The organism is Candidatus Pantoea persica, assembly GCF_013753875.1.
In the GTDB taxonomy this organism is placed as follows: domain Bacteria; phylum Pseudomonadota; class Gammaproteobacteria; order Enterobacterales; family Enterobacteriaceae; genus Pantoea; species Pantoea persica.
On the sequence record NZ_SMDS01000022.1, the window covers coordinates 101,961 to 121,245 of the forward strand.

Here is a 19,285-nt window from a genome sequence, read left to right on the forward strand (position 1 = left end):
CAGGAAAGGGGCGCGTCTGCAGTTAAATGCCGTACTCTTTCTGATACGCCCGCACCTTCGCCAGGTGGTCGGCCATTTCCGGCTTCTCTTCCAGATAGCTAATCAGCTTTTTCAGGGTGATGATGGCGGTGACGTGGCACTTGTAGTCGCGCTCCACTTCCTGAATAGCCGAGATATCGTCGCGCCCGCGCTCCTGACGATCGAGTGAAATCAGCACGCCCGCCAGCTTGGCGTGATGCGCGTTAATAATATCTATCGATTCGCGGATCGCCGTGCCGGCGGTAATCACATCGTCCACCAGCATCACGCGTCCCGCCAGCGGGCTGCCGACCAGCAGGCCGCCTTCGCCATGATCCTTCGCCTCTTTGCGGTTGAAGCAGTAGGGCACGTCGCGGTCGTGGTGATCGGCCAGCGCCACGGCGGTGGTGGTGGCGATAGGAATGCCTTTATAAGCCGGCCCGAACAGCAGGTCGAAATCGACGCCGCTGTCGACCAGCGCCTGCGCGTAAAAACGCCCCAGCAGCGCCAGGTCACGGCCGCTGTTGAACAGGCCTGCGTTAAAGAAATAGGGGCTTTTACGGCTAGATTTCAGAGTAAATTCGCCGAATTTCAGCACCTTTTTGTTCAGGGCGAATTCAATAAACTGACGCTGCCAGGCTTTCATTTCTCACTCCTCTCACAAAAAAAAGGCGACTCTCTGGTCGCCTGTTAAATCAGTTGTTTAGCGCAGCTTTCTGCGCCTGGATCAGCTCTTCAATACCGCCGCGCGCCAGCGTGAGCAGGGAAAGCAGCTCCTCGTGGCTGAACGGCTCGTCTTCCGCAGTGCCCTGCACTTCGATCATGCGGCCATCCTCCAGCATCACGACGTTCATGTCGGTTTGCGCGGCGGAGTCTTCCACATATTCTAGATCGCAGCGCGCCTCGCCCTCAACAATGCCGACGGAAACCGCCGCCACCATGCCTTTCATCGGGTTGGCTTTCAGCTTGCCGTCCGCTACCAGCTTGTTCAGCGCATCGGCCAGTGCGACGCAGGCACCGGTGATCGCGGCGGTGCGCGTGCCGCCGTCAGCCTGAATCACGTCGCAGTCCAGGGTGATAGTAAACTCGCCCAGCGCCTTCAGATCGACCGCGGCGCGCAGCGAGCGGGCGATCAAACGCTGGATCTCCAGCGTGCGTCCGCCCTGCTTGCCTTTGGCGGCTTCGCGCGCCATGCGGCTGTGGGTAGAGCGCGGCAGCATGCCATATTCGGCCGTCACCCAGCCCTGGCCCTGGCCTTTCAGGAATCGCGGCACCCCTTCATCGATGCTGGCGGTGCAAAGCACTTTGGTTTCGCCAAATTCCACCAGCACCGAACCTTCGGCATGTTTGGTGTAGTGACGGGTCAGGGTGACGGGACGCACCTGCTGTGCGCTTCGGCCTGCTGGACGCATGGTAATCTCCGGCTAAAATGAATTGGCTGCGCATTATACGGACTTCCTCGCCGCCTGTCTTGCTGGCGGACTCGCGCCGCGGCCGATGAATTTTCACGCCGTCTGTGGCTAAATGCGCCTTCCTCACTCACTGAGGATAAAAAGTATGATCGCAATTCTTCATTTCCTGCTGGCGCTGGCGGTGATCTTCGCCCTTGCACTGCTGGCCAGTCATGACCGCAAACAGATACGCCTACGTTATATCGTGCAGCTGATCGTGGTGGAAGCCGCGCTGGGCTGGTTCTTTCTGCACTCTGCCAGCGGCCAGGCGGCAATTGGTGCCTTCAGCGGCTTTTTTGAGAAGCTGCTGACCTTTGCCGCGCAGGGCACCGAATTTGTTTTCGGCAATATGAGCAAACAGGGCCTCGCCTTTATTTTTCTCGGCGTGCTCTGCCCGATTATCTTTATTTCCGCACTGCTCGGCATTCTGCAGCACTGGCGCATCCTGCCGCTGCTGATTCGGCTGGTGGGCCAGCTGGAGTCGTTCAACGCCGTCAGCACGCTGATCCTCGGCCAGTCGGAGAACTTTATCGCCTACAAGGGAATTCTGGGCGACATTCCGCCTAAGCGCCTCTACACCCATGGCGGCGACGGCGATGTCCACCGTCTCGCTCTCTATCGTCGGCGCCTATATGACGATGATCGCGCCGAAATATGTGGTCGCGGCGCTGCTGCTCAATATGTTCAGCACCTTTATCATCCTCTCTATCATCAATCCCATGAAGGCGCAGGATGAGGAGGCGATCCCACTCGATAAGCTGCACGAAGAGCAGGGCTTTTTCGAGATGCTCGGCGAATACATCTTGGCGGGCTTTAAGGTCGCGATGATTATCCTAGCAATGCTGATCGGCTTTATCGCGCTGATCGCGGCGGTCAACGCGCTGTTCGGCTACAGCTTCCAGCAGATTCTCGGCTATGTTTTCTATCCCTTCGCCTGGCTGATCGGCATTCCTGCCGCCGACGTGCTGCAAGCGGCCAGCATTATGGCGACCAAGCTGGTAGCGAATGAGTTTGTGGCGATGATTTAGCTGCAAAAGGTAGCGGCGGGCATGACGCCGCGCGGGCAGGGCATTCTCTCTGTGTTCCTGGTGTCGTTCGCCAACGTCGCCTCTATTGGCATTGCGGCCGGTGCCATCAAAGGGCTGAACGAGCAGCAGGGCAACGTAGTCTCCCGCTTCGGCTGGAAGCTGGTGTACGGCTCGACGCTGGTGAGCCTGCTGTCGGCCACCTTTGCCGGCCTGTTTATCTGAAGATGATACGGCGGCCTGCGCGCCGTCGCTACCCGCCTCTCAGGCGCATCGCGCCCTTCTCTAAAAGCCTACGCACACCGGCGCATCACCGACTCCTGACCAAAACGCTGCTTGTAGCGCGTGCGCAGCGTCTTGATAGCGTCGTTTACCTCGGTTTCCGGGACGTGGATCAGCATCAGCGCTTTGCTCGGCTCACGCGCCAGCCTGCCTTTTTCCTCCAACCACTGACCGCTGGCGTCATAGACGCTCAGGCCCGCCCTGAAGCGCGGCGTGACTTCGCTGTCCAGAAACTGCTGCCACTCGGCGGCGCTTACCCTGCAGCCCTGCGGTTTGCTGAGGCCAAACCACAGCGTGGTTTGCATCATCATTTCGCCACCTGCGCAGACGGCAACGGGTTTGGTCGGTGACACCATCGGCGGCCGCGGCGCCTGACAGCCAGCGTCAGGGAAAAGACAACAGAGCGCAACATCAGAAATATCCTTGTCAGAGTACCCAGCGGTCATCATAAGTGCCTGTCCGGGAAAGCGGAATCTTTTCTTTATTGCCCTTCTCCTGCGCTTATGCCTGTCAGGGCGCGACCGATCTCGCTATACTTGCTGCATTATTTCTCACAGAGAGTAGCCGATTATGATCCGCAGTATGACCGCTTATGCCCGCCGCGAAGCCAAAGGCACCTGGGGCAGCGCCGCCTGGGAGCTACGCTCCGTCAACCAGCGTTACCTTGAAACCTACATCCGTCTGCCGGAGCAGTTTCGCAGCCTGGAGCCGGTCATTCGCGAGCGCATTCGTCAGCGCCTGACGCGCGGCAAAGTCGAGTGCAACCTGCGCTTTGACGCCGCCCCCAGCGCGCAGGGCGAGCTGATGCTGAATGAAACGCTGGCAAAACAGCTGGTGCAGGCCGCCAACTGGGTGAAAATGCAGAGCGAAGAAGGCGCCATCAACCCAATGGATATTTTGCGCTGGCCGGGCGTGATGTCCGCGCAGGAGCAGGATCTGGATGCGATTAACGCCCAGCTGCTGAGTGCGCTGGACGCCGCGCTGGATGATTTTATTCTGGCGCGTGAAAGCGAAGGCGCCGCGATGAAGGCGCTGATCGAGCAGCGTCTCAACGGCGTGAAGCAGGAAGTGGCGAAAGTGCGCACCCAGATGCCGGAGATCCTCAAGTGGCAGCGCGAACGTCTGGTCGCGAAGCTGGAAGAGGCGGAAGTGCAGCTGGAGAATAATCGCCTGGAGCAGGAGCTGGTGATAATGGCGCAGCGCATCGACGTGGTGGAGGAGCTGGATCGTCTCGACGCGCACGTTAAAGAGACCTATAACATCCTAAATAAAAAAGAAGCCGTCGGTCGCCGCCTCGACTTTATGATGCAGGAATTCAACCGCGAATCGAACACGCTGGGCTCGAAGTCAATCAATGCGGACGTAACCGCATCGGCGATTGAGCTGAAGGTACTGATTGAGCAGATGCGCGAGCAGATTCAGAACATCGAATGATTTTTATCAGCCCGCATCAGGCGAGCTTTTTATTACTTAGCCATACTTGAGCACGAAATCTTCATCGGATGAGCAAAGATATAAGATGAATTCAATAAACACGATAACTGAAGGGATAAACGTCCAGCAAAATAGGATATAAAAGATCCCTTGACCCGCCTTGCCAAGATAGAACTTATGAATGCCTAATCCGCCCAGAAAGCAGGCGAACAGTAAAGCGGCCATACGGCTTTTTTACCTTCAGGCTGTGTCGATTGAGTCGCTCCGCAATGTGGGCAAGCTTTCGCAGGACTGTGGATTTCTTTACCGCATCTACGACAAAAAACCATCCCAGACATACTTTCTCCATTTCGAATATTTTTAAGTACCAGCCATTTATCGGCAGTAATGAAGAAATTCTTTATGATTTCCCCTTCAAAAAATCCTCAGTTTCCATTGGATATGCCAGAAGCGGACAGATGAGCATGTAAAATCCTTAGGCGCGATCTTGTTCCCATAGCAAAGCGTAGATTTTTCGGGACGGCTGAGAGATTGCTCAGTTCACTAGCGTAAATACTGCGTAAACAACCATGTGGAATCATTTCCGGACCGTTCTTAATTTGAGTGCCTTTTGAACAGTGTTACAATTTCCATCTTTATAACCCAATGAAAAAATGCATTTTTAGGAAAATCGTGAAAATTCTTTTCAATGGTTACTTGCTCAATGAAACATTTAGGTCTGTAGGATTCGGCAGTTTCGCTTTCCCTTACGGCACTTTTTGATAAGGTGCCGGTCCGAATAACTACAAGCTATAGCGCCTGGGGAACTTAAGGAAGTGCTTCTTTAATGCGATACATACACTCATCACATAAAGGTGCGCTATGAAAAAAACCGGAGCTTTCTGCCGTTCGCTGCTGCATCCGCGCTACTGGTTTACCTAGCTGGGCCTGGGCATTCTGTGGCTGCTAGTTCAGCTTCCCTATCCTGTTCTGATGCGTCTTGGCGCTAACACCGGCAAGCTCTCCCGCCACTTTCTTAAACGACGCGAACGCATTATGCGCCGTAATATCGAACTCTGCTTTCTCGGCATTCTTGAAGATGAGACAGAACGCATGATCGCCGGCAATTTCGCCTCGCTCGGTATGGCATTGGCAGAAACCGGCATCGCCTGGTTCTGGTCCGATCGTGCGGTAAGAAAGCTGTTCGAGGTGTCTGGCATACAGCATCTGCAGACGGCGATGGAGCAGAAACGCGGCGTGATGGTAATTGGCGTGCGTTTTATGTCGCTGGAGCTGGGCGGCCGTATCAGCGGTCTGTGTCAACCGATGATGGCGATGTATCGTCCGCATAATAACCGGGCAATGGAGTGGGCGCAGACCAAAGGTCGTATGCGATCTAATAAGGCAATGATCGATCGACGCAATCTACGGGGTATGGTGCATGCGCTGAATAAAGGCGAATCGGTTTGGTTTGCCCCCGACCAAGATTACGGCCCGAAAGGCAGCGTCTTCGCGCCGCTGTTCGCCGTGGAGAAGGCCGCGACCACCAAAGGCACCTTCGTGCTGTCGCGTCTCACAAATCCAGCGATGCTGACCATTGCGCTTACCCGCAACCCCGACAACTACGGTTATCAGCTGATTATCGATCCTGAATTGAAAAACTACCCACACAGCGATGAAGCGGCAGCCGCCGCCTATATGAACAAGATGATCGAAAGCCAGATCCTGCGCGCGCCAGAGCAGTATCTGTGGCTGCATCGCCGCTTTAAAACCCGTCCGCCAAGCGAAGCGTCGCTTTACGTCTGACCCCCTTCGCGCCAGGGCATCTGCCCTGGTGCTGTTGTATCCGTCTGGTATCCGCTGGCAAATTGCTGAATGATGGGGTTTCATTTATGAGTGCAGGAGCCCCGCATGGACATGAATCAACGCTGGCAAAGTCCTCTCATTGACGATCGCCTGACGCCCCATATTGAGATCGACGCCACAAGGCTGGAAAACAATCTGTAGGCCATGCAGCAAAAAGCCAGCCGCGCTGGCGTAGCTCTGCGACCCCATATCAAAACTCACAAGAGCCTGTTTATCGCGCGTCGTCAGCGTGAATTGGGCGCGAACGGCATTACCGTCTCTAAGCCGAGCGAAGGCGAAGTCTTTATCCGCGGCGGCGAGCGCGACATTCTGCTGGCCTACCCGGTTATTCGCGCGGAAAGCGTGGCGACGCTGCTGCAGCTGGCGACACAGCATCAGGCGAAGGCCACGCTGATTGTCGACGCGCAGCATGGCTAGCCGCCATCGCAGAAGCGCAGCGCCAGCACCCGGACGCCGCTATTGCGGTGGCGATTAAGGTCGACGTCGGGCTGCACCGTATCAGCGTCAACCCGCATCGCGGCGAGGCGGTCGCCCTGGCGCAGGCGATTCAGGCGGCGCAGCTGCCTTTCGCCGGACTGGTCTCGCACGCCGGGCACGCCTACGGCGCAGGCAATCCGCAGTCCATTGCGGCAATCGCGCAGCAGGAAGCGCAGCTGATGCAGCAGGTAAAAAGCGCGCTGCGCGAGGCGGGTTTTACCGACTGCGCGATTTCTGTTGGCGCCACGCCTACAGCGCTGGCCGCCGACATCGCGGACGGAACCTATGAGATTCGGCCAGGCAACTACGCCCTGCTCGATCTTACTGCCTGTCGCCTCGGCCTGAGCCGTGTGGATGAGCTGGCGCTGAGCGTCATCGCCCGCGTCGTCACGGTGAACGAACATTTCGCCATTATCGACGTCGGCTCCAAAATGCTGAGTGCCGATAAAGGTCCGCACGTCACCGACGCCAGCGGCTTTGGCGTGGCCGTCGATGAAGATGGCGGCCGTTATGAGATAAGCAAACTGTCGGAGGAGTACGACTTTCTCGCCTTACAGGGCGCGGCGCACCGCTTCGGTAGCCTGCTGCGTATTTTCCCCAACCACAGCTACGCGGTGATGGCGCAGTCAGCCAGCTACGTGCTGCGTTACGCCGACGGGCGCGCCGAGCAGCAGCCGGTTGACGCGCGCGGCTGCTTTCTCTGATCGCGCCACGGCAGGCCCACAGCCTGCCGTTTTACCGAAACCCTACAGGCCACACTTCTCGCCGCGCGGCATGTTCCCTGCTGGCGCAACATGCTTTAATGCCGTTTTAACCACGTTTCGGAGGTAGCATGTTGTCGTCCCAGATTGTCAGTCAGACCATTGCGCGTAACTGGTTAGATCTTTATGAAACCATCTGGAAGCTGGACTATTTCGCCAAATGGGCGTTGGGGCTAAGCAGCAGCACGCTGGAGCAAGAGGGCAGTAGCTGGCGCGCGCGGTCCGGAAGATGTGGTCAAGTGCGCTTTACGCCGCATAACCCCTTCAGCGTAATGGATCACTGGATTGACAGCGGCTTCGGCAAAGAGGTTTACATGCCGATGCGCGTGATCGCCAATGAGCAGGGCGCGGAAATCATTATGGTGGTTTACCGTCAGCCCCTGATGTCCAATGAGTAGTTTTCACAGGATATTGAATTGTAAGAAGCGATCTCGACCGGCTTAACCGGCTGCTGACCCAGTAAATATGAGCGAAAGTCGCCAGGCTTTCGTTTTCTCTGGGCCTTGCCGCTCAGAAAAATGAAAAAAGTCAGGCAAAAAAGCATTAACCCTTTCGCCTTTATCTTTAGCAAAGGTAAGCATCCTCTCTAGTTTCATTAAAGCCAGGCATCCGGGAATAATCCTGGAGTGCCAGCCGTGCCGCTTCGCTGTAATGCCTGAAAGACGTGCTTTTGCGGCGGATGCGCATTTTCTAACCTCCCCGATCGCCCTCTTCACTGCACAACGATTAATAAACGTTCTGGCCGATCTAAAAAAATCTCATGCAAAGGGTGACTCCATTTATTTCTGCTGCGCGGTTATCTGACTTTTCTTATGGTGTGAAATTAAAAAAAACGAGGTATAAATCATTCACACACAGCAAAACTTAAAAAGAACAACACCAGGTAAATAAAGAATGGATCGCTCACCCATTAGTCTGCTGTCAGAAGAAGAACTTGTTAAGATCGCAAGCAGGATGCTAGCAGGAAAATATAAAGCCACAAAGGGATTTACCCAGGATCTGGCTATTTTCTTGTTAAACACCAGAAAAATGGCCTTATCCCGGGATAATAAAATACCGGGGAAATAATTTATATATCAGAAATCCATCGCATTGAATCAATAATAACAGGTGAGGCCTGTCGCAAAGCCGCAGGGCGTAGACCAGACAGATGGCATTAATCTCTGGGTGAAATAGCTTGGCTGTTTAACACGTAAAAACTTATTCGGTCTCTGTATCTAACGAGCATATAATGGCGATACGTGAACGAAGTTTTATTAGCGCAAAATGGTCGATTCTGTCGTCGATTAAAATTACCGGCATCGGCGTTTTGCAGCTCTCTTTACTGGCGCAAATTCTGCAGGCGAACGAGTTGAATCTGCTGGCTATCGCCATTGTCGGGCTGCTGGTGATCGATACGCTCGCCGATCGCAGCTACTCAAATTCGCTGCTGCGCAGCGGCAACCTGTCAATACGTGACCAGTCGATACTTTACTGGGGAAACATGCTGCTTAGCCTGATTATTTTTGCCGTGATTTTTGCCGGCAGCGATATTATTGGCCTGTATTTGCAACAGCCGGAACTGGCTATTATGCTGAAAATGGTTTCCGCCATCTTTATCATCATTCCGCAGGGCCAGCACTATTGCGCCATTCTGCAGCGTGAAAAAAATTATACGCGTATTGCCTTTACCGAAACTTTATCGGTGCTGTTTGGTCTGGGCGTTACCTTATTTATCGTCTGGCTAACGCTGTCCTTGCTGTGCGCCATCTGGGGTTATCTGGCGATGGCGTCGTTCAGAATGTTGATTTACTGCTATTATGGCCGTTCAGGCTTTCAGCCTGAATATCGATTCGACCTGAAAGAATTTCAGCGTATTCGCGCAAGAACCGAATAATAAAAATAAGTCTGTATGGTGGGTTCTGGGCATCCTTAAGATGCATTCGCGTGCTGGAAACAGCACGCTTTTTTCTTTTCTCAGCCGGTTTTTTTCTCTGCAATTAAGCGGCGCTTTTAAAACCTCGCGCGGCTCTCCTTTCGCATCGTTCTTTTTCTTTTCTCTTTTTGTTTTGCGCCGCTCTTTTCCTTAATACCGTTGCGCCCGGGCGCGCAGCCTGAGAAAGCAGCGCTCACGGCTGTTAGCACAGCGGCAACACGTATTTCCTGCCACGCCGGCGTTTTTCTGACCGCCGCCATAAGTTAAACTGATGCCAAGCCGTCACCTGACACATGCGCAACCATTACGCTTTTATTTAATCTGTAGCTTTGCCGCCCGCCTTCTGGAGCCTACTATGTTATTAACCGTTCTCTAAATCATTGGCATCACGGCAGAAGCGATGGCTGGCGCGCTCGCGGCGGGAAGATGCAAGATGGACCTGTTCGGCGTGATTATCATCGCCTCGGTCACGGCGATTGGTGGCGGCTCGGTGCGCGACATTTTGCTCGGCCGCTATCCGCAGAGCTGGGTAAAGCATCCGGAATATATCATGATCGTAGCCGCCGCCGCGGTGATTACCATATGGCTGGCGCCCCTGATGATGCACCTGCGCAAAGTCTTTTTAGTGCTCGACGTGCTTGGCCTAGTGGTGTTTTCTATTATTATTGGCGCCCAAGTCGCGCTGGACAGCGGACATGCGATGATTATCGCCGCGGTGATCACCGGCGGCGTGCTGCGTGACATGTTATACAACCGCATTCCGCTGGTGTTCCAGAAGGAGCTTTACGCAGGTATCGCTTTCGCCTCGGGCTGGATCTATATTCTGCTGTTAAAAACGTCGCTAGCCCATGAGGCGGAGATCATCATTACGCTGCTGTTTGGCTTTCTGGCGCGTCTGCTGGCGCTGCGCTTCCGCCTCGGCCTGCCCGTTTTCAATTACCTTCATCCTGAGCACTGACGCCATTCGCGATGCCCTGCTGTTGCAGAAACGTGATGAGCTGTTGTATACGTGCATCCTGTAGCATGGCATGGATACGCTGCGCCAGCGTTGCCCCAACGCCTGGCAGCGTCTGCCACTGCTGCAGGTCGCGTTGCTGTAGCGTCTACCAGAGCGTATCCGGCAGGGCGTTAAGCGCGCTGATCCAGCGCCGCAGCGGCTGCTGTCGCGTCAGGTTGAACTGATGCCAGATTTGCCGAGCGCGCGTCGGGCTGATACCTGACGCTGGGCCGATTTGCTCGGGCGTTAGCGTCATCCACGAGACGAGAAGAGATGGCTTATCGCGCCCTGATCCATCAGCCGTAGCCAGGTGCTGCGCTGCACGCCGGCAATATTCAGCACCGCCTTTTGGCTCAGCCAGCTCAGCCGCGACAGCAGCTGTTGATGGCAGGGCGGCGTAAAGTCGAAGCAAGTAAGCGGCGTAAAGCTTGCGGGATCTGGCGGCTGGGGATAGCTGCGCTCGCCCACGCGCCAGATCACCCTTTCCAGCCGCGGAATGCCCTGCTCCGCCAGGCCTATCGCCATCTGATCGCCAGCGATGACATCCCAGCATCGCCAGCGCTGCAGCGAACCCATGCTGACACGTCGGACGGTTTTATCGTCGAGCTGCACCGGCTGGAGGTGCAGCACCACGGCGATATTGCCGGTGCGACCGACATTAAAGCCCACCGACCGCACTTCGCTGGTGACGTTCGGCGGCTGGAATTTCCACGCCGCCGCCCAGTCGCCTTCGCCAGGCATACAGCTGTCGCCAGCGGGACGCATCGCCTGATGCACCAGACGCCGTCTGACAAAGGGCAGCGGCGCGTTGAAGCAGCGCTCTTGCCAGCGCGCCACCTTCTCTTCATCTCTGACCGGTTCGCTCCACGCCTGCGACAGCCCGATCCCCCCAGTCGGCAAGCTGCTGCAGCCGCGCCTCCATTGACGCCGGACCGTCCGGCCAGGCCCAGATAAACAGGCCGATTTCATGCAGCAGCTGGACGGGCGTCTGGCTGTTCAGCGCACCCGCCACGCGCGGCCGTGCATTTTTGCCGCCGTCGCGCGCCTGATGATGATCGGTCATCTTCAGAGGCAGATCGCCCGCAGCACGATGCGCGGCACGTCGCTCTTGATACTAAGGGGAATGGCCGGAATCCAGGCGGCTTTCGCCAGCCATGACTCGCCGCGCAAGCCGTCGCCGCGGCTGATCAGTGCGGTCAGCTTTCCCGCCTCGTAGACCAGCGTGACCGCCACGCCGTCAATTTTAGGCTGCACCCACAAATCCCGGCGATTCTGCATCCAGTAAGCCATCGCCAGCTTGTCGCGCAGCTTTCTGACGCCGGTATGCGCCACCGGATGCGCCACGTTGCCGTTCACCGGCAACTACGGCGCATTGGCGGCGCGCGCCGAAAGCAGCGCTGCCAGACCCTGAGGCTCTGCAGCAGGCTATCGTAGTCCGCATCGCTCACCTAGCTTTCGCCTGCGCGATAGTAGGCGTCGTCCCACTGCTGCAGTTGTCTCTCCAGACGGGCAATTTCACTCTGCGCACGCGCTGGCGTCCATACCGGACAGAGCGCGCTGACCGAACCGGCACGCAGCAGCATCAGGCTCGACAACAGGCACAGCATTATTTCATGGCAGCCTTCTTTTCGTTTCGCCCATTGAAACGGCAGCAAAATGAAAAGGCGACGGGCAACGGAGCACAACGGAACGCGCCGCGCAGGAAAAAAGAGGGGGTACTTGCCGGCAGACACGATTTTACGTGCCGCGCCGCAAAAGTTTAGCGCTGCGTGACGACGCTAAGCCGTGTATAGTGTGCAGTAAATCGACTCCGCTCTTTACTCAATTCAAGAAGACCATGGCTCAAGGCACGCTTTTTATTGTTTCCGCCCCCAGCGGCGCGGGTAAATCCAGCCTGATTCAGGCTTTACTGAAGACACAACCGCTGTACGATACGCAGGTGTCTATTTCACACACCACCCGCGGCATGCGTCCCGGTGAAGTCCATGGCGAACACTACTACTTCGTTTCGAAGGATGAGTTTGAAGCGATGATCGCCGAAGATGCCTTCTTTGAGTATGCGAAAGTGTTCGACAACTACTACGGCACGTCGCGCAAAGCGATTGAGCAGGTGCTCTCCACCGGCGTTGACGTGTTTCTGGATATCGACTGGCAGGGCGCGCAGCAGATCCGCGCGAAAATGCCCACCGCACGCAGCATCTTTGTTTTGCCACCTTCGCAGGACGAACTGGACCGCCGTCTACGCGGCCGCAGTCAGGACAGAGAAGAGGTGATTGCCCGTCGTATGGCGCAGGCGGTCTCCGAAATGAGCCACTATGCTGAATACGACTATTTAATTATCAACGATGACTTCGATCTGGCGCTGTCGGATCTGAAGACCATTATTCGCGCTGAGCGCCTGCGCATAGGGCGTCAGAAGGCGCGCCATGATGCTTTAATCAGCAAACTATTGGCAGTCTGAAGTCAGTTTCAGTATTATGCCCTGTCATTTCTTCATCTGTGGAGTAGCACACCTATGGCACGCGTAACCGTTCAGGAAGCAGTAGAAAAAATTGGTAACCGTTTTGACCTGGTGTTGGTCGCTGCACGTCGTGCACGTCAGATGCAGGTAGGCGACAAAGATCCGCTGGTTCCGGAAGAGAACGATAAAGCCACCGTTATCGCCCTGCGCGAAATCGAAGAAGGCCTGATCACCAACCAGATTCTGGATGTGCGTGATCGTCAGGAGCAGCAAGAGCAGGAAGCCGCTGAATTACAAGCCGTTACCGCTATCGCTGAAGGCCGTCGTTAACAGCAATCTGCAGGCCTACCTTGTATCTGTTTGAAAGCCTCAATCAGCTGATTGAAAAATACCTGCCGGAGGAGCAAATCAAGCGCCTCCAGCAAGCGTACCTTGTCGCATGTGATGCCCACGATGGACAGACACGATCCAGCGGCGAGCCCTATATCACCCATCCGGTAGCCGTCGCTTGTATCCTGGCGGAGATGAAGCTCGACCATGAAACGCTGATGGCCGCGCTGCTGCACGACGTGATCGAAGACACGCCGGCGACCTATCAGGATATGGAGCAGCTGTTCGGCAAAAGCGTGGCGGAGCTAGTGGAGGGGGTCTCCAAGCTGGATAAGCTGACCTTCCGCGACAAGAAAGAGGCGCAGGCAGAGAACTTCCGCAAGATGATTATGGCGATGGTGCAGGATATCCGCGTCATTCTCATCAAGCTGGCCGACCGCACGCACAATATGCGCACGCTGGGCGCGCTGCGTCCGGACAAGCGCCGCCGCATCGCGCTGGAAACGCTGGAAATCTACAGTCCGCTGGCGCATCGCCTGGGTATTCATCACCTGAAAACCGAGCTGGAAGAGCTGGGTTTCGAGGCGCTCTACCCTAATCGCTATCGCGTGATTAAAGAGGTAGTAAAAGCGGCGCGCGGCAACCGCAAAGAGATGATTCAGAAGATCCTGTCGGAAATCGACGGGCGTCTGCAGGAAGCGGGCATTCCCTGCCGTGTCAGCGGCCGTGAAAAACATATCTACTCTATCTACCGCAAAATGACGCTGAAAGAGCAGCGCTTTCACTCCATCATGGATATCTACGCCTTCCGCGTGATCGTGAAGGATGTGGATACCTGCTATCGCGTGCTCGGTCAGATGCACAGCCTGTACAAACCGCGTCCAAGCCGCATGAAAGATTACATCGCTATCCCCAAGGCCAACGGCTATCAGTCGCTGCACACCTCGATGATCGGTCCGCACGGCGTGCCGGTCGAGGTGCAGATCCGTACCGAATATATGGATCAGATGGCGGAAATGGGGGTCGCGGCGCACTGGGCCTATAAACAGGCGGGCGAAAGCGGCACCACTGCGCAAATCCGCGCCCAGCGCTGGCTGCAAAGCCTGCTGGAGCTGCAGCAGAGCGCAGGCAGCTCCTTTGAATTTATTGAAAGCGTGAAGTCCGATCTCTTCCCGGACGAGATCTACGTCTTTACGCCGGAAGGCCGCATCGTCGAACTGCCGGCCGGCGCGACGCCGGTCGATTTCGCCTATGCGGTGCATACCGATATCGGCCACGCCTGCGTCGGCGCGCGCGTCGATCGCCAGCCTTACCCGCTGTCGCAGCCGCTCACCAGCGGCCAGACGGTAGAAATCATTACTGCGCCGGGCGCGCGTCCCAACGCCGCCTGGCTCAACTTCGTCGTCAGCTCCAAAGCGCGCGCCAAGATTCGTCAGCTGCTGAAAAACCTCAAGCGCGAAGACTCCGTGAATCTTGGCCGTCGCCTGCTGAGCCACGCGCTCGGCGGCAGACGCAAGCTGGCGGAGATCCCGCCGGCGAATATCAAGCAGGAGCTGGACCGCATGAAGCTGACGTCGCTGGACGATCTGCTGGCGGAAATCGGCCTAGGCAACGCCATGAGCGTGGTGGTGGCGAAGAACCTGCTGCAATCGATCAATGCGACGCCGCCCAGCAACAGCAAACGCGGCAAACTGCCGATCAAGGGCGCCGACGGCGTGCTGATCACCTTCGCCAAGTGCTGCCGCCCTATTCCCGGTGACCCGATCGTCGCGCACGTCAGTCCCGGCAAAGGCCTGGTGGTGCACCACGAATCCTGCCGCAATATTCGCGGCTACCAGAAAGAGCCGGAGAAGTTCATGCCGGTGGAGTGGGATAAGGTCACTGACCAGGAGTTCGTGGCGGAAATCAAGGTCGACATGTTCAACCATCAGGGCGCGCTGGCGAACCTGACGGCGGCAATTAACACCGCGGGTTCGAATATTCAGAGCCTGAACACCGAAGAGCGCGACGGCCGCGTATACAGCGCCTTTATCCGCCTGACCGCGCGCGATCGCGTCCATCTGGCTAACATTATGCGTAAAATCCGCGTGATGCCTGACGTGATCAAAGTGCACCGTAACCGTAACTAACGCATGAACGCTCAACGTTTTGCTCGTATCCAGGAGATGCTGGCGCTGCGCCAGCACGATCTCACCGTCTGCATAGAACAGGTGCACAAGCCGCATAACGTCTCGGCGGTGATCCGCACTGCCGACGCGGTGGGCATTCACGAAGTGCACGCCGTCTGGCCCAGCGAACGCATGCGCACCACAATTTCCGCCTCTGCCGGCAGCAACAGCTGGGTGCAGATGAAAACCCATCGCAACATCGCCGAGGCGGTGACTGACCTGAAAGATCGCGGCATGCAGGTGCTGGCGACCAATCTGTCGGCCAAAGCGGTCGACTTTTGCGAAATCGACTATACCCTGCCGACCTGCATTCTGATGGGCCAGGAGAAGACCGGCATCACCGCCGAAGCGCTGGCGCTGGCCGATCGCGATATCATTATCCCGGTGGTAGCATGGTACAGTCGCTGAACGTCTCTGTCGCCTCCGCGCTGATCCTCTATGAAGCGCAGCGCCAGCGGCAGAACGCCGGCCTCTATCAGCGTCAGCACAGCCTGCTGGATGAAGCGGATTATCAGCGTCTGCTGTTCGAAGGCGGCTACCCGGTGCTGGCGCGCATCGCGAAGCAGAAAGGATTGCCCTGTCCGCATATCAACGCTCAGGGCAAAGTGGAAGCCGACGCTGACTGGTGGGCCACGATGCAGGCCACAGGGAAAAAGAAATGAAAGGCCTTCTGCTGGATGCCATTCCGCTCAGTACCCTAACCGGCGTCAGCGCCAGCCAGGCGGCGAAAATGGCCAAACTCGGCCTGCACACCATTCAGGATCTGCTTCTTCACCTTCCCCTGCGCTACGAAGATCGCACTCAGCTTTACGCCATCAACGATCTGCTGCCCGGCATCTGGGCGACGGTCGAGGGCGAGGTATTGCAGTCCGACGTCACCTTCGGCCGCCGTCGCATGCTGGTGTGCCAGATTAGCGACGGCAGCGGCATCCTGACCATGCGCTTCTTCAACTTCAACGCCGGTATGAAGAACAGCCTCGCGCCGGGCCGCCACGTCACCGCCTACGGCGAGATCAAGCGTGGCCAGCGCGGCGCGGAAATCATCCATCCCGAATATCGCGTCCAGGGCGAGCAAAGCCCGGTTACGCTGGAAGAGACCTTAACACCGGTCTATCCCACTACCGAAGGCATCCGTCAGGCGACGCTGCGCAGCCTCACCGATCAGGCGCTGACGCTGCTGGAGAGCGTGCCAATCACCGAACTGCTGCCGCAGGAGCTGGCGCAGGGGTTGATTAGCCTGCCGGACGCGCTGCGCACCCTGCACCGCCCGCCGCCCGATCTGCGCCTGAGCGAGCTGGAGACGGGCTGTCATCCGGCGCAGCGCCGACTGATTCTGGAAGAGCTGCTGGCGCACAATCTCAGCATGCTGGCGGTGCGCGCCGGCGCGCAGCGCTATTACGCGCTGCCGATGCAGCCGCGCCATACGCTGAGCGACCAGCTGCTGGCGGCGCTGCCCTTCTCTCCCACCAATGCGCAGCAGCGCGTGGTGCAGGAGATTGAGCGCGACCTGGCCAACGACTTTCCGATGATGCGCCTGGTCCAAGGCGACGTCGGATCCGGCAAAACCCTGGTGGCGGCGCTGGCGGCGCTTAACGTTATTGAGCACGGCAAGCAGGTGGCGCTGATGGCCCCCACCGAACTGCTGGCGGAGCAGCACACCAGCAACTTCCGCAGCTGGTTCGCGCCGCTTGGCATCGAAGTCGGCTGGCTGGCTGGCAAGCAGAAAGGCAAGGCGCGTCAGGCGCAGCAGGAGGCGATCGCCAGCGGTCAGGTGGCGATGGTGGTCGGCACCCACGCGCTGTTCCAAGAGCAGGTGCAGTTCAACGGGCTGGCGCTGGTGATCATTGACGAACAGCACCGCTTCGGTGTGCATCAGCGGCTGGCGCTGTGGGAGAAAGGCGAAGAGCAGGGCTTCCATCCGCACCAGCTGATAATGACCGCCACGCCGATCCCGCGCACGCTGGCGATGACCGCCTACGCCAATCTCGATACCTCGACCATTGACGAGCTGCCGCCGGGCCGTACGCCGGTCACCACCGTCGCCATTCCCGACAGCCGCCGCAAGGAGATTATCGCGCGCGTGCAGCACGCCTGTCAGGAAGGGCGTCAGGCCTACTGGGTCTGCACCCTGATTGAAGAGTCGGAGCTGCTGGAGGCGCAGGCGGCGGAAGCGAGCTGGGAGGCGCTGAAAGCGGCGCTGCCTGGGCTGAATATCGGCCTGGTGCACGGGCGCATGAAGCCCGCCGAGAAGCAGGCGGTGATGGCGTCGTTCAAAGCCAACGAGATCCAGCTGCTGGCGGCGACCACGGTGATTGAAGTCGGCGTCGACGTGCCCAACGCCAGCCTGATGATTATCGAAAACCCCGAACGCCTCGGCCTGGCGCAGCTGCACCAGCTGCGCGGTCGCGTCGGCCGAGGCGCGGTAGCCTCGCACTGCGTGCTGCTCTACAAGGCGCCAATGAGCAAAACCGCGCAGCGTCGTCTGCAGGTGCTGCGTGACAGCAACGACGGCTTTGTTATCGCCCAGCACGACCTGGAGATCCGCGGTCCCGGCGAGCTGCTGGGCACGCGCCAGACCGGCAACGCCGAGTTTAAAGTCGCAGACCTGCTGCGCGATCAGGCGATGGTGCCGGAAGTGCAGCGTGTGGCGCGCCATATCCACCAGCACTATCCTGAGCAGGCGAAGGCGCTGATTGAGCGCTGGCTGCCGGAAACCGCGCGCTATACCAACGTCTGATCCTCCCGCTTTCTCCCGCCAGCCTGCCCGCGCGGTGCGCTTATATAGAGAAGTAATTTATTTGATACTTGTGGGAATATCCGGGAATTGGCGGGAACTCATGGGATTTCTTGAGGTTAGAAGTGATTTTCTGATTTGATACCAATGCTTAAAAAATAAACAATTGTTCGCCTAGAAGTAAAATATTTGATACCACTACAAGCAAGCTTTAATGTCCTTTAAATTGCATTTACAAAAAATTTTAACTGGGCCAATTCCTATTTCAGGCTCTGGCCCGGATGTTAGTATCAGAGTGGTCTACTTCTGAAATGGTTTCTCTGGTACTGATTTCAATTTTGGATAAAATCTCTCTAAATTGTTTTTCTGATATGGACTCCATCCTCAAAGCAGCTCGTTTTTTATCTTCTGTTAGCTCAAGAAGTGCTTGGTTTTCAGGATTAAGCAGGTAGAGGATTGTCTCTACCCCTTTACGAGCTAGCATAGCTGTCAGTTGTACCCGCTCTTCTTGAGTTAAAAATGATAGCATCTCCACCAATGAATCACGACAATCAATATTTTCTGGTTTTTTTTGGTGTTTCATCATTTCCAAACTTAAGCCATTCTAGAGTAACGCCCTCACTTTCCGCGATTCGAGAAAGAAGGTTTTCACGTGGCATTGGTGGATTTGCCTCCTTCTTATAATAAGTATTGAGTGTATTGATGTTTATTCCCCAAGCCCTAGCCGCCGCCCTTCTAGAAGGGTACTTTCTTGCTAGCTGGGCAATTCTATCAATGACAGGTTCTTTATCAGGTGCACGAAAAACACCAACTTGTTCTTTTTTCATAAGCAGTTCCTTTCTGTAAAAAAAAAGCAAAAAAATATAGTTATAAATAACCAAAAATACCTTGATTTGGTTTTTTTTGGTGATTTATATTTTACCCGTATAGATAACCATCTGATTACCCATACGGATAACTTTTTAGGATAGACGAATGATGAGTAGAAAAGAAGACGTGTGTGCGGATTAGCACCCTGAAATCATTAAAGCGGAGATCCATAAGTTGGGGCTGTCGTTTCGCTTACTGTCCTTGCAAGCCGGCTACAGCAAGGATTCGCTCAAAACGGTTTTACGGACTCCTTATAAAACCTATCAGAAGATTATTGGTGAGGCGCTAGGGGTCGAACCTGAAACCATTTGGCCCAGCCGTTACAAGATTAAAAGTTACATACGTAAGGCATCATAATTATGTTTGTTGTTGCTAAAGAACATTATTGGCGTAATGGGTCTCCCTAAAACTACTAAAGGCATTAGAGAGATATTGGCGCGTTTAACGAAAAATACGCCTGCTCTGGTACGTAAACGTCCCGTCACCAAGGCTTACGAATACCACATTGATTGTTTGC

Annotated in this window: 16 protein-coding genes and 5 pseudogenes; 14 read left to right on the forward strand and 7 right to left on the reverse strand. The window is 56.2% G+C overall.

Features of this window, described 5'->3' with window-relative positions:
- Positions 1-22 precede the first annotated feature (22 nt).
- Both pyrE and rph read right to left on the reverse strand, forming a co-directional pair.
- Complete coding sequence (pyrE, locus tag EIO60_RS15190; protein ID WP_258577291.1) at positions 23-664, reverse strand: orotate phosphoribosyltransferase; 642 nt, start codon at positions 662-664, stop codon at positions 23-25.
- Between the two features lie 49 nt (positions 665-713).
- On the reverse strand, positions 714-1,430 hold the full coding sequence (gene rph, locus EIO60_RS15195; RefSeq protein WP_258577292.1) for a ribonuclease PH: 717 nt from the start codon (positions 1,428-1,430) through the stop codon (positions 714-716).
- 145 nt (positions 1,431-1,575) lie between these two features.
- Here rph and EIO60_RS15200 point away from each other — a divergent pair.
- Positions 1,576-2,719, forward strand: a pseudogene (locus EIO60_RS15200) (NupC/NupG family nucleoside CNT transporter).
- 68 nt (positions 2,720-2,787) lie between these two features.
- Here EIO60_RS15200 and EIO60_RS15205 read toward each other — a convergent pair.
- Positions 2,788-3,225: a DUF3574 domain-containing protein gene (locus EIO60_RS15205; protein ID WP_374058211.1), complete on the reverse strand. Its 438-nt coding sequence runs from the start codon at positions 3,223-3,225 to the stop codon at positions 2,788-2,790.
- A gap of 121 nt (positions 3,226-3,346) precedes the next feature.
- Here EIO60_RS15205 and EIO60_RS15210 point away from each other — a divergent pair, with 121 nt between their 5' ends.
- Complete coding sequence (locus EIO60_RS15210; protein WP_258577294.1) at positions 3,347-4,210, forward strand: YicC/YloC family endoribonuclease; 864 nt, start codon at positions 3,347-3,349, stop codon at positions 4,208-4,210.
- Positions 4,211-4,246: 36 nt separating this feature from the next.
- Here EIO60_RS15210 and EIO60_RS15215 read toward each other — a convergent pair.
- Positions 4,247-4,548, reverse strand: a pseudogene (locus tag EIO60_RS15215) (TM2 domain-containing protein).
- A 583-nt stretch (positions 4,549-5,131) separates the two neighbouring features.
- On the opposite strand from EIO60_RS15215, the gene lpxL reads away from it, so the two are divergent.
- The 6 genes and pseudogenes from lpxL to EIO60_RS15245 all read left to right on the forward strand — a co-directional run bounded on the left by lpxL (position 5,132) and on the right by EIO60_RS15245 (position 10,166).
- On the forward strand, positions 5,132-5,995 hold the full coding sequence (lpxL, locus tag EIO60_RS15220) for an LpxL/LpxP family Kdo(2)-lipid IV(A) lauroyl/palmitoleoyl acyltransferase (RefSeq protein ID WP_258577318.1): 864 nt from the start codon (positions 5,132-5,134) through the stop codon (positions 5,993-5,995).
- A 204-nt stretch (positions 5,996-6,199) separates the two neighbouring features.
- Positions 6,200-6,472, forward strand: coding sequence for a type III PLP-dependent enzyme domain-containing protein (locus EIO60_RS15225; protein WP_258577295.1), 273 nt, complete (start codon positions 6,200-6,202; stop codon positions 6,470-6,472).
- 47 nt (positions 6,473-6,519) lie between these two features.
- Entirely contained in the window at positions 6,520-7,236 is a 717-nt protein-coding gene (locus EIO60_RS15230; RefSeq protein WP_258577296.1) for an alanine racemase, read from the forward strand.
- 128 nt (positions 7,237-7,364) lie between these two features.
- A pseudogene (locus tag EIO60_RS15235) lies at positions 7,365-7,756 on the forward strand (SH3 domain-containing protein).
- A 768-nt stretch (positions 7,757-8,524) separates the two neighbouring features.
- Positions 8,525-9,169: an oligosaccharide flippase family protein gene (locus EIO60_RS15240; RefSeq protein ID WP_258577297.1), complete on the forward strand. Its 645-nt coding sequence runs from the start codon at positions 8,525-8,527 to the stop codon at positions 9,167-9,169.
- Between the two features lie 415 nt (positions 9,170-9,584).
- On the forward strand, positions 9,585-10,166 hold the full coding sequence (locus tag EIO60_RS15245; RefSeq protein ID WP_258577319.1) for a trimeric intracellular cation channel family protein: 582 nt from the start codon (positions 9,585-9,587) through the stop codon (positions 10,164-10,166).
- Here EIO60_RS15245 and ligB read toward each other — a convergent pair.
- Positions 10,050-11,812: pseudogene (ligB, locus tag EIO60_RS15250) on the reverse strand (NAD-dependent DNA ligase LigB). The gene EIO60_RS15245 and the pseudogene ligB overlap by 117 nt on opposite strands.
- A gap of 230 nt (positions 11,813-12,042) precedes the next feature.
- Between ligB and gmk the strand changes: the two are divergent.
- From gmk to recG, 5 genes and pseudogenes are all read left to right on the forward strand, one after another.
- Entirely contained in the window at positions 12,043-12,666 is a 624-nt protein-coding gene (gene gmk, locus EIO60_RS15255; protein WP_258577298.1) for a guanylate kinase, read from the forward strand.
- Between the two features lie 54 nt (positions 12,667-12,720).
- Positions 12,721-12,996, forward strand: coding sequence for a DNA-directed RNA polymerase subunit omega (gene rpoZ, locus EIO60_RS15260; protein WP_258577299.1), 276 nt, complete (start codon positions 12,721-12,723; stop codon positions 12,994-12,996).
- A 20-nt stretch (positions 12,997-13,016) separates the two neighbouring features.
- Complete coding sequence (gene spoT / locus EIO60_RS15265; protein ID WP_258577300.1) at positions 13,017-15,125, forward strand: bifunctional GTP diphosphokinase/guanosine-3',5'-bis pyrophosphate 3'-pyrophosphohydrolase; 2,109 nt, start codon at positions 13,017-13,019, stop codon at positions 15,123-15,125.
- 3 nt (positions 15,126-15,128) lie between these two features.
- Positions 15,129-15,826: pseudogene (gene trmH / locus EIO60_RS15270) on the forward strand (tRNA (guanosine(18)-2'-O)-methyltransferase TrmH).
- A complete protein-coding gene (gene recG, locus EIO60_RS15275; protein WP_258577301.1) occupies positions 15,823-17,901 on the forward strand; it encodes an ATP-dependent DNA helicase RecG in 2,079 nt (692 codons plus the stop codon). Before trmH ends, recG begins: the two are co-directional and overlap by 4 nt.
- A gap of 262 nt (positions 17,902-18,163) precedes the next feature.
- On the opposite strand, the gene EIO60_RS15280 is transcribed toward recG, so the two are convergent.
- Both EIO60_RS15280 and EIO60_RS15285 read right to left on the reverse strand, forming a co-directional pair.
- On the reverse strand, positions 18,164-18,484 hold the full coding sequence (locus EIO60_RS15280) for a hypothetical protein (RefSeq protein ID WP_258577302.1): 321 nt from the start codon (positions 18,482-18,484) through the stop codon (positions 18,164-18,166).
- The gene (locus EIO60_RS15285) at positions 18,450-18,725 is read right to left on the reverse strand and encodes a hypothetical protein (RefSeq protein WP_258577303.1); all 276 of its coding nucleotides are present in this window, start codon (positions 18,723-18,725) and stop codon (positions 18,450-18,452) included. The genes EIO60_RS15280 and EIO60_RS15285 overlap by 35 nt, the downstream gene beginning before the upstream one ends.
- A 193-nt stretch (positions 18,726-18,918) precedes the next feature.
- On the opposite strand from EIO60_RS15285, the gene EIO60_RS15290 reads away from it, so the two are divergent.
- On the forward strand, positions 18,919-19,125 hold the full coding sequence (locus tag EIO60_RS15290; RefSeq protein ID WP_258577320.1) for a helix-turn-helix domain-containing protein: 207 nt from the start codon (positions 18,919-18,921) through the stop codon (positions 19,123-19,125).
- The last annotated feature ends 160 nt before the right edge of the window (positions 19,126-19,285 follow it).

What these genes read in the sequence shown, in the direction of transcription:
- pyrE (WP_258577291.1), bottom strand. Translation starts at nt 664, where the DNA reads ATGAAAGCCTGGCAGCGTCAGTTTATTGAATTCGCCCTGAACAAAAAG.
- rph (WP_258577292.1), bottom strand. Translation starts at nt 1,430, where the DNA reads ATGCGTCCAGCAGGCCGAAGCGCACAGCAGGTGCGTCCCGTCACCCTG.
- EIO60_RS15205 (WP_374058211.1), bottom strand. Translation starts at nt 3,225, where the DNA reads ATGATGACCGCTGGGTACTCTGACAAGGATATTTCTGATGTTGCGCTC.
- EIO60_RS15210 (WP_258577294.1), top strand. Translation starts at nt 3,347, where the DNA reads ATGATCCGCAGTATGACCGCTTATGCCCGCCGCGAAGCCAAAGGCACC.
- EIO60_RS15225 (WP_258577295.1), top strand. Translation starts at nt 6,200, where the DNA reads ATGCAGCAAAAAGCCAGCCGCGCTGGCGTAGCTCTGCGACCCCATATC.
- EIO60_RS15240 (WP_258577297.1), top strand. Translation starts at nt 8,525, where the DNA reads ATGGCGATACGTGAACGAAGTTTTATTAGCGCAAAATGGTCGATTCTG.
- gmk (WP_258577298.1), top strand. Translation starts at nt 12,043, where the DNA reads ATGGCTCAAGGCACGCTTTTTATTGTTTCCGCCCCCAGCGGCGCGGGT.
- rpoZ (WP_258577299.1), top strand. Translation starts at nt 12,721, where the DNA reads ATGGCACGCGTAACCGTTCAGGAAGCAGTAGAAAAAATTGGTAACCGT.
- recG (WP_258577301.1), top strand. Translation starts at nt 15,823, where the DNA reads ATGAAAGGCCTTCTGCTGGATGCCATTCCGCTCAGTACCCTAACCGGC.
- EIO60_RS15280 (WP_258577302.1), bottom strand. Translation starts at nt 18,484, where the DNA reads ATGATGAAACACCAAAAAAAACCAGAAAATATTGATTGTCGTGATTCA.
- EIO60_RS15285 (WP_258577303.1), bottom strand. Translation starts at nt 18,725, where the DNA reads ATGAAAAAAGAACAAGTTGGTGTTTTTCGTGCACCTGATAAAGAACCT.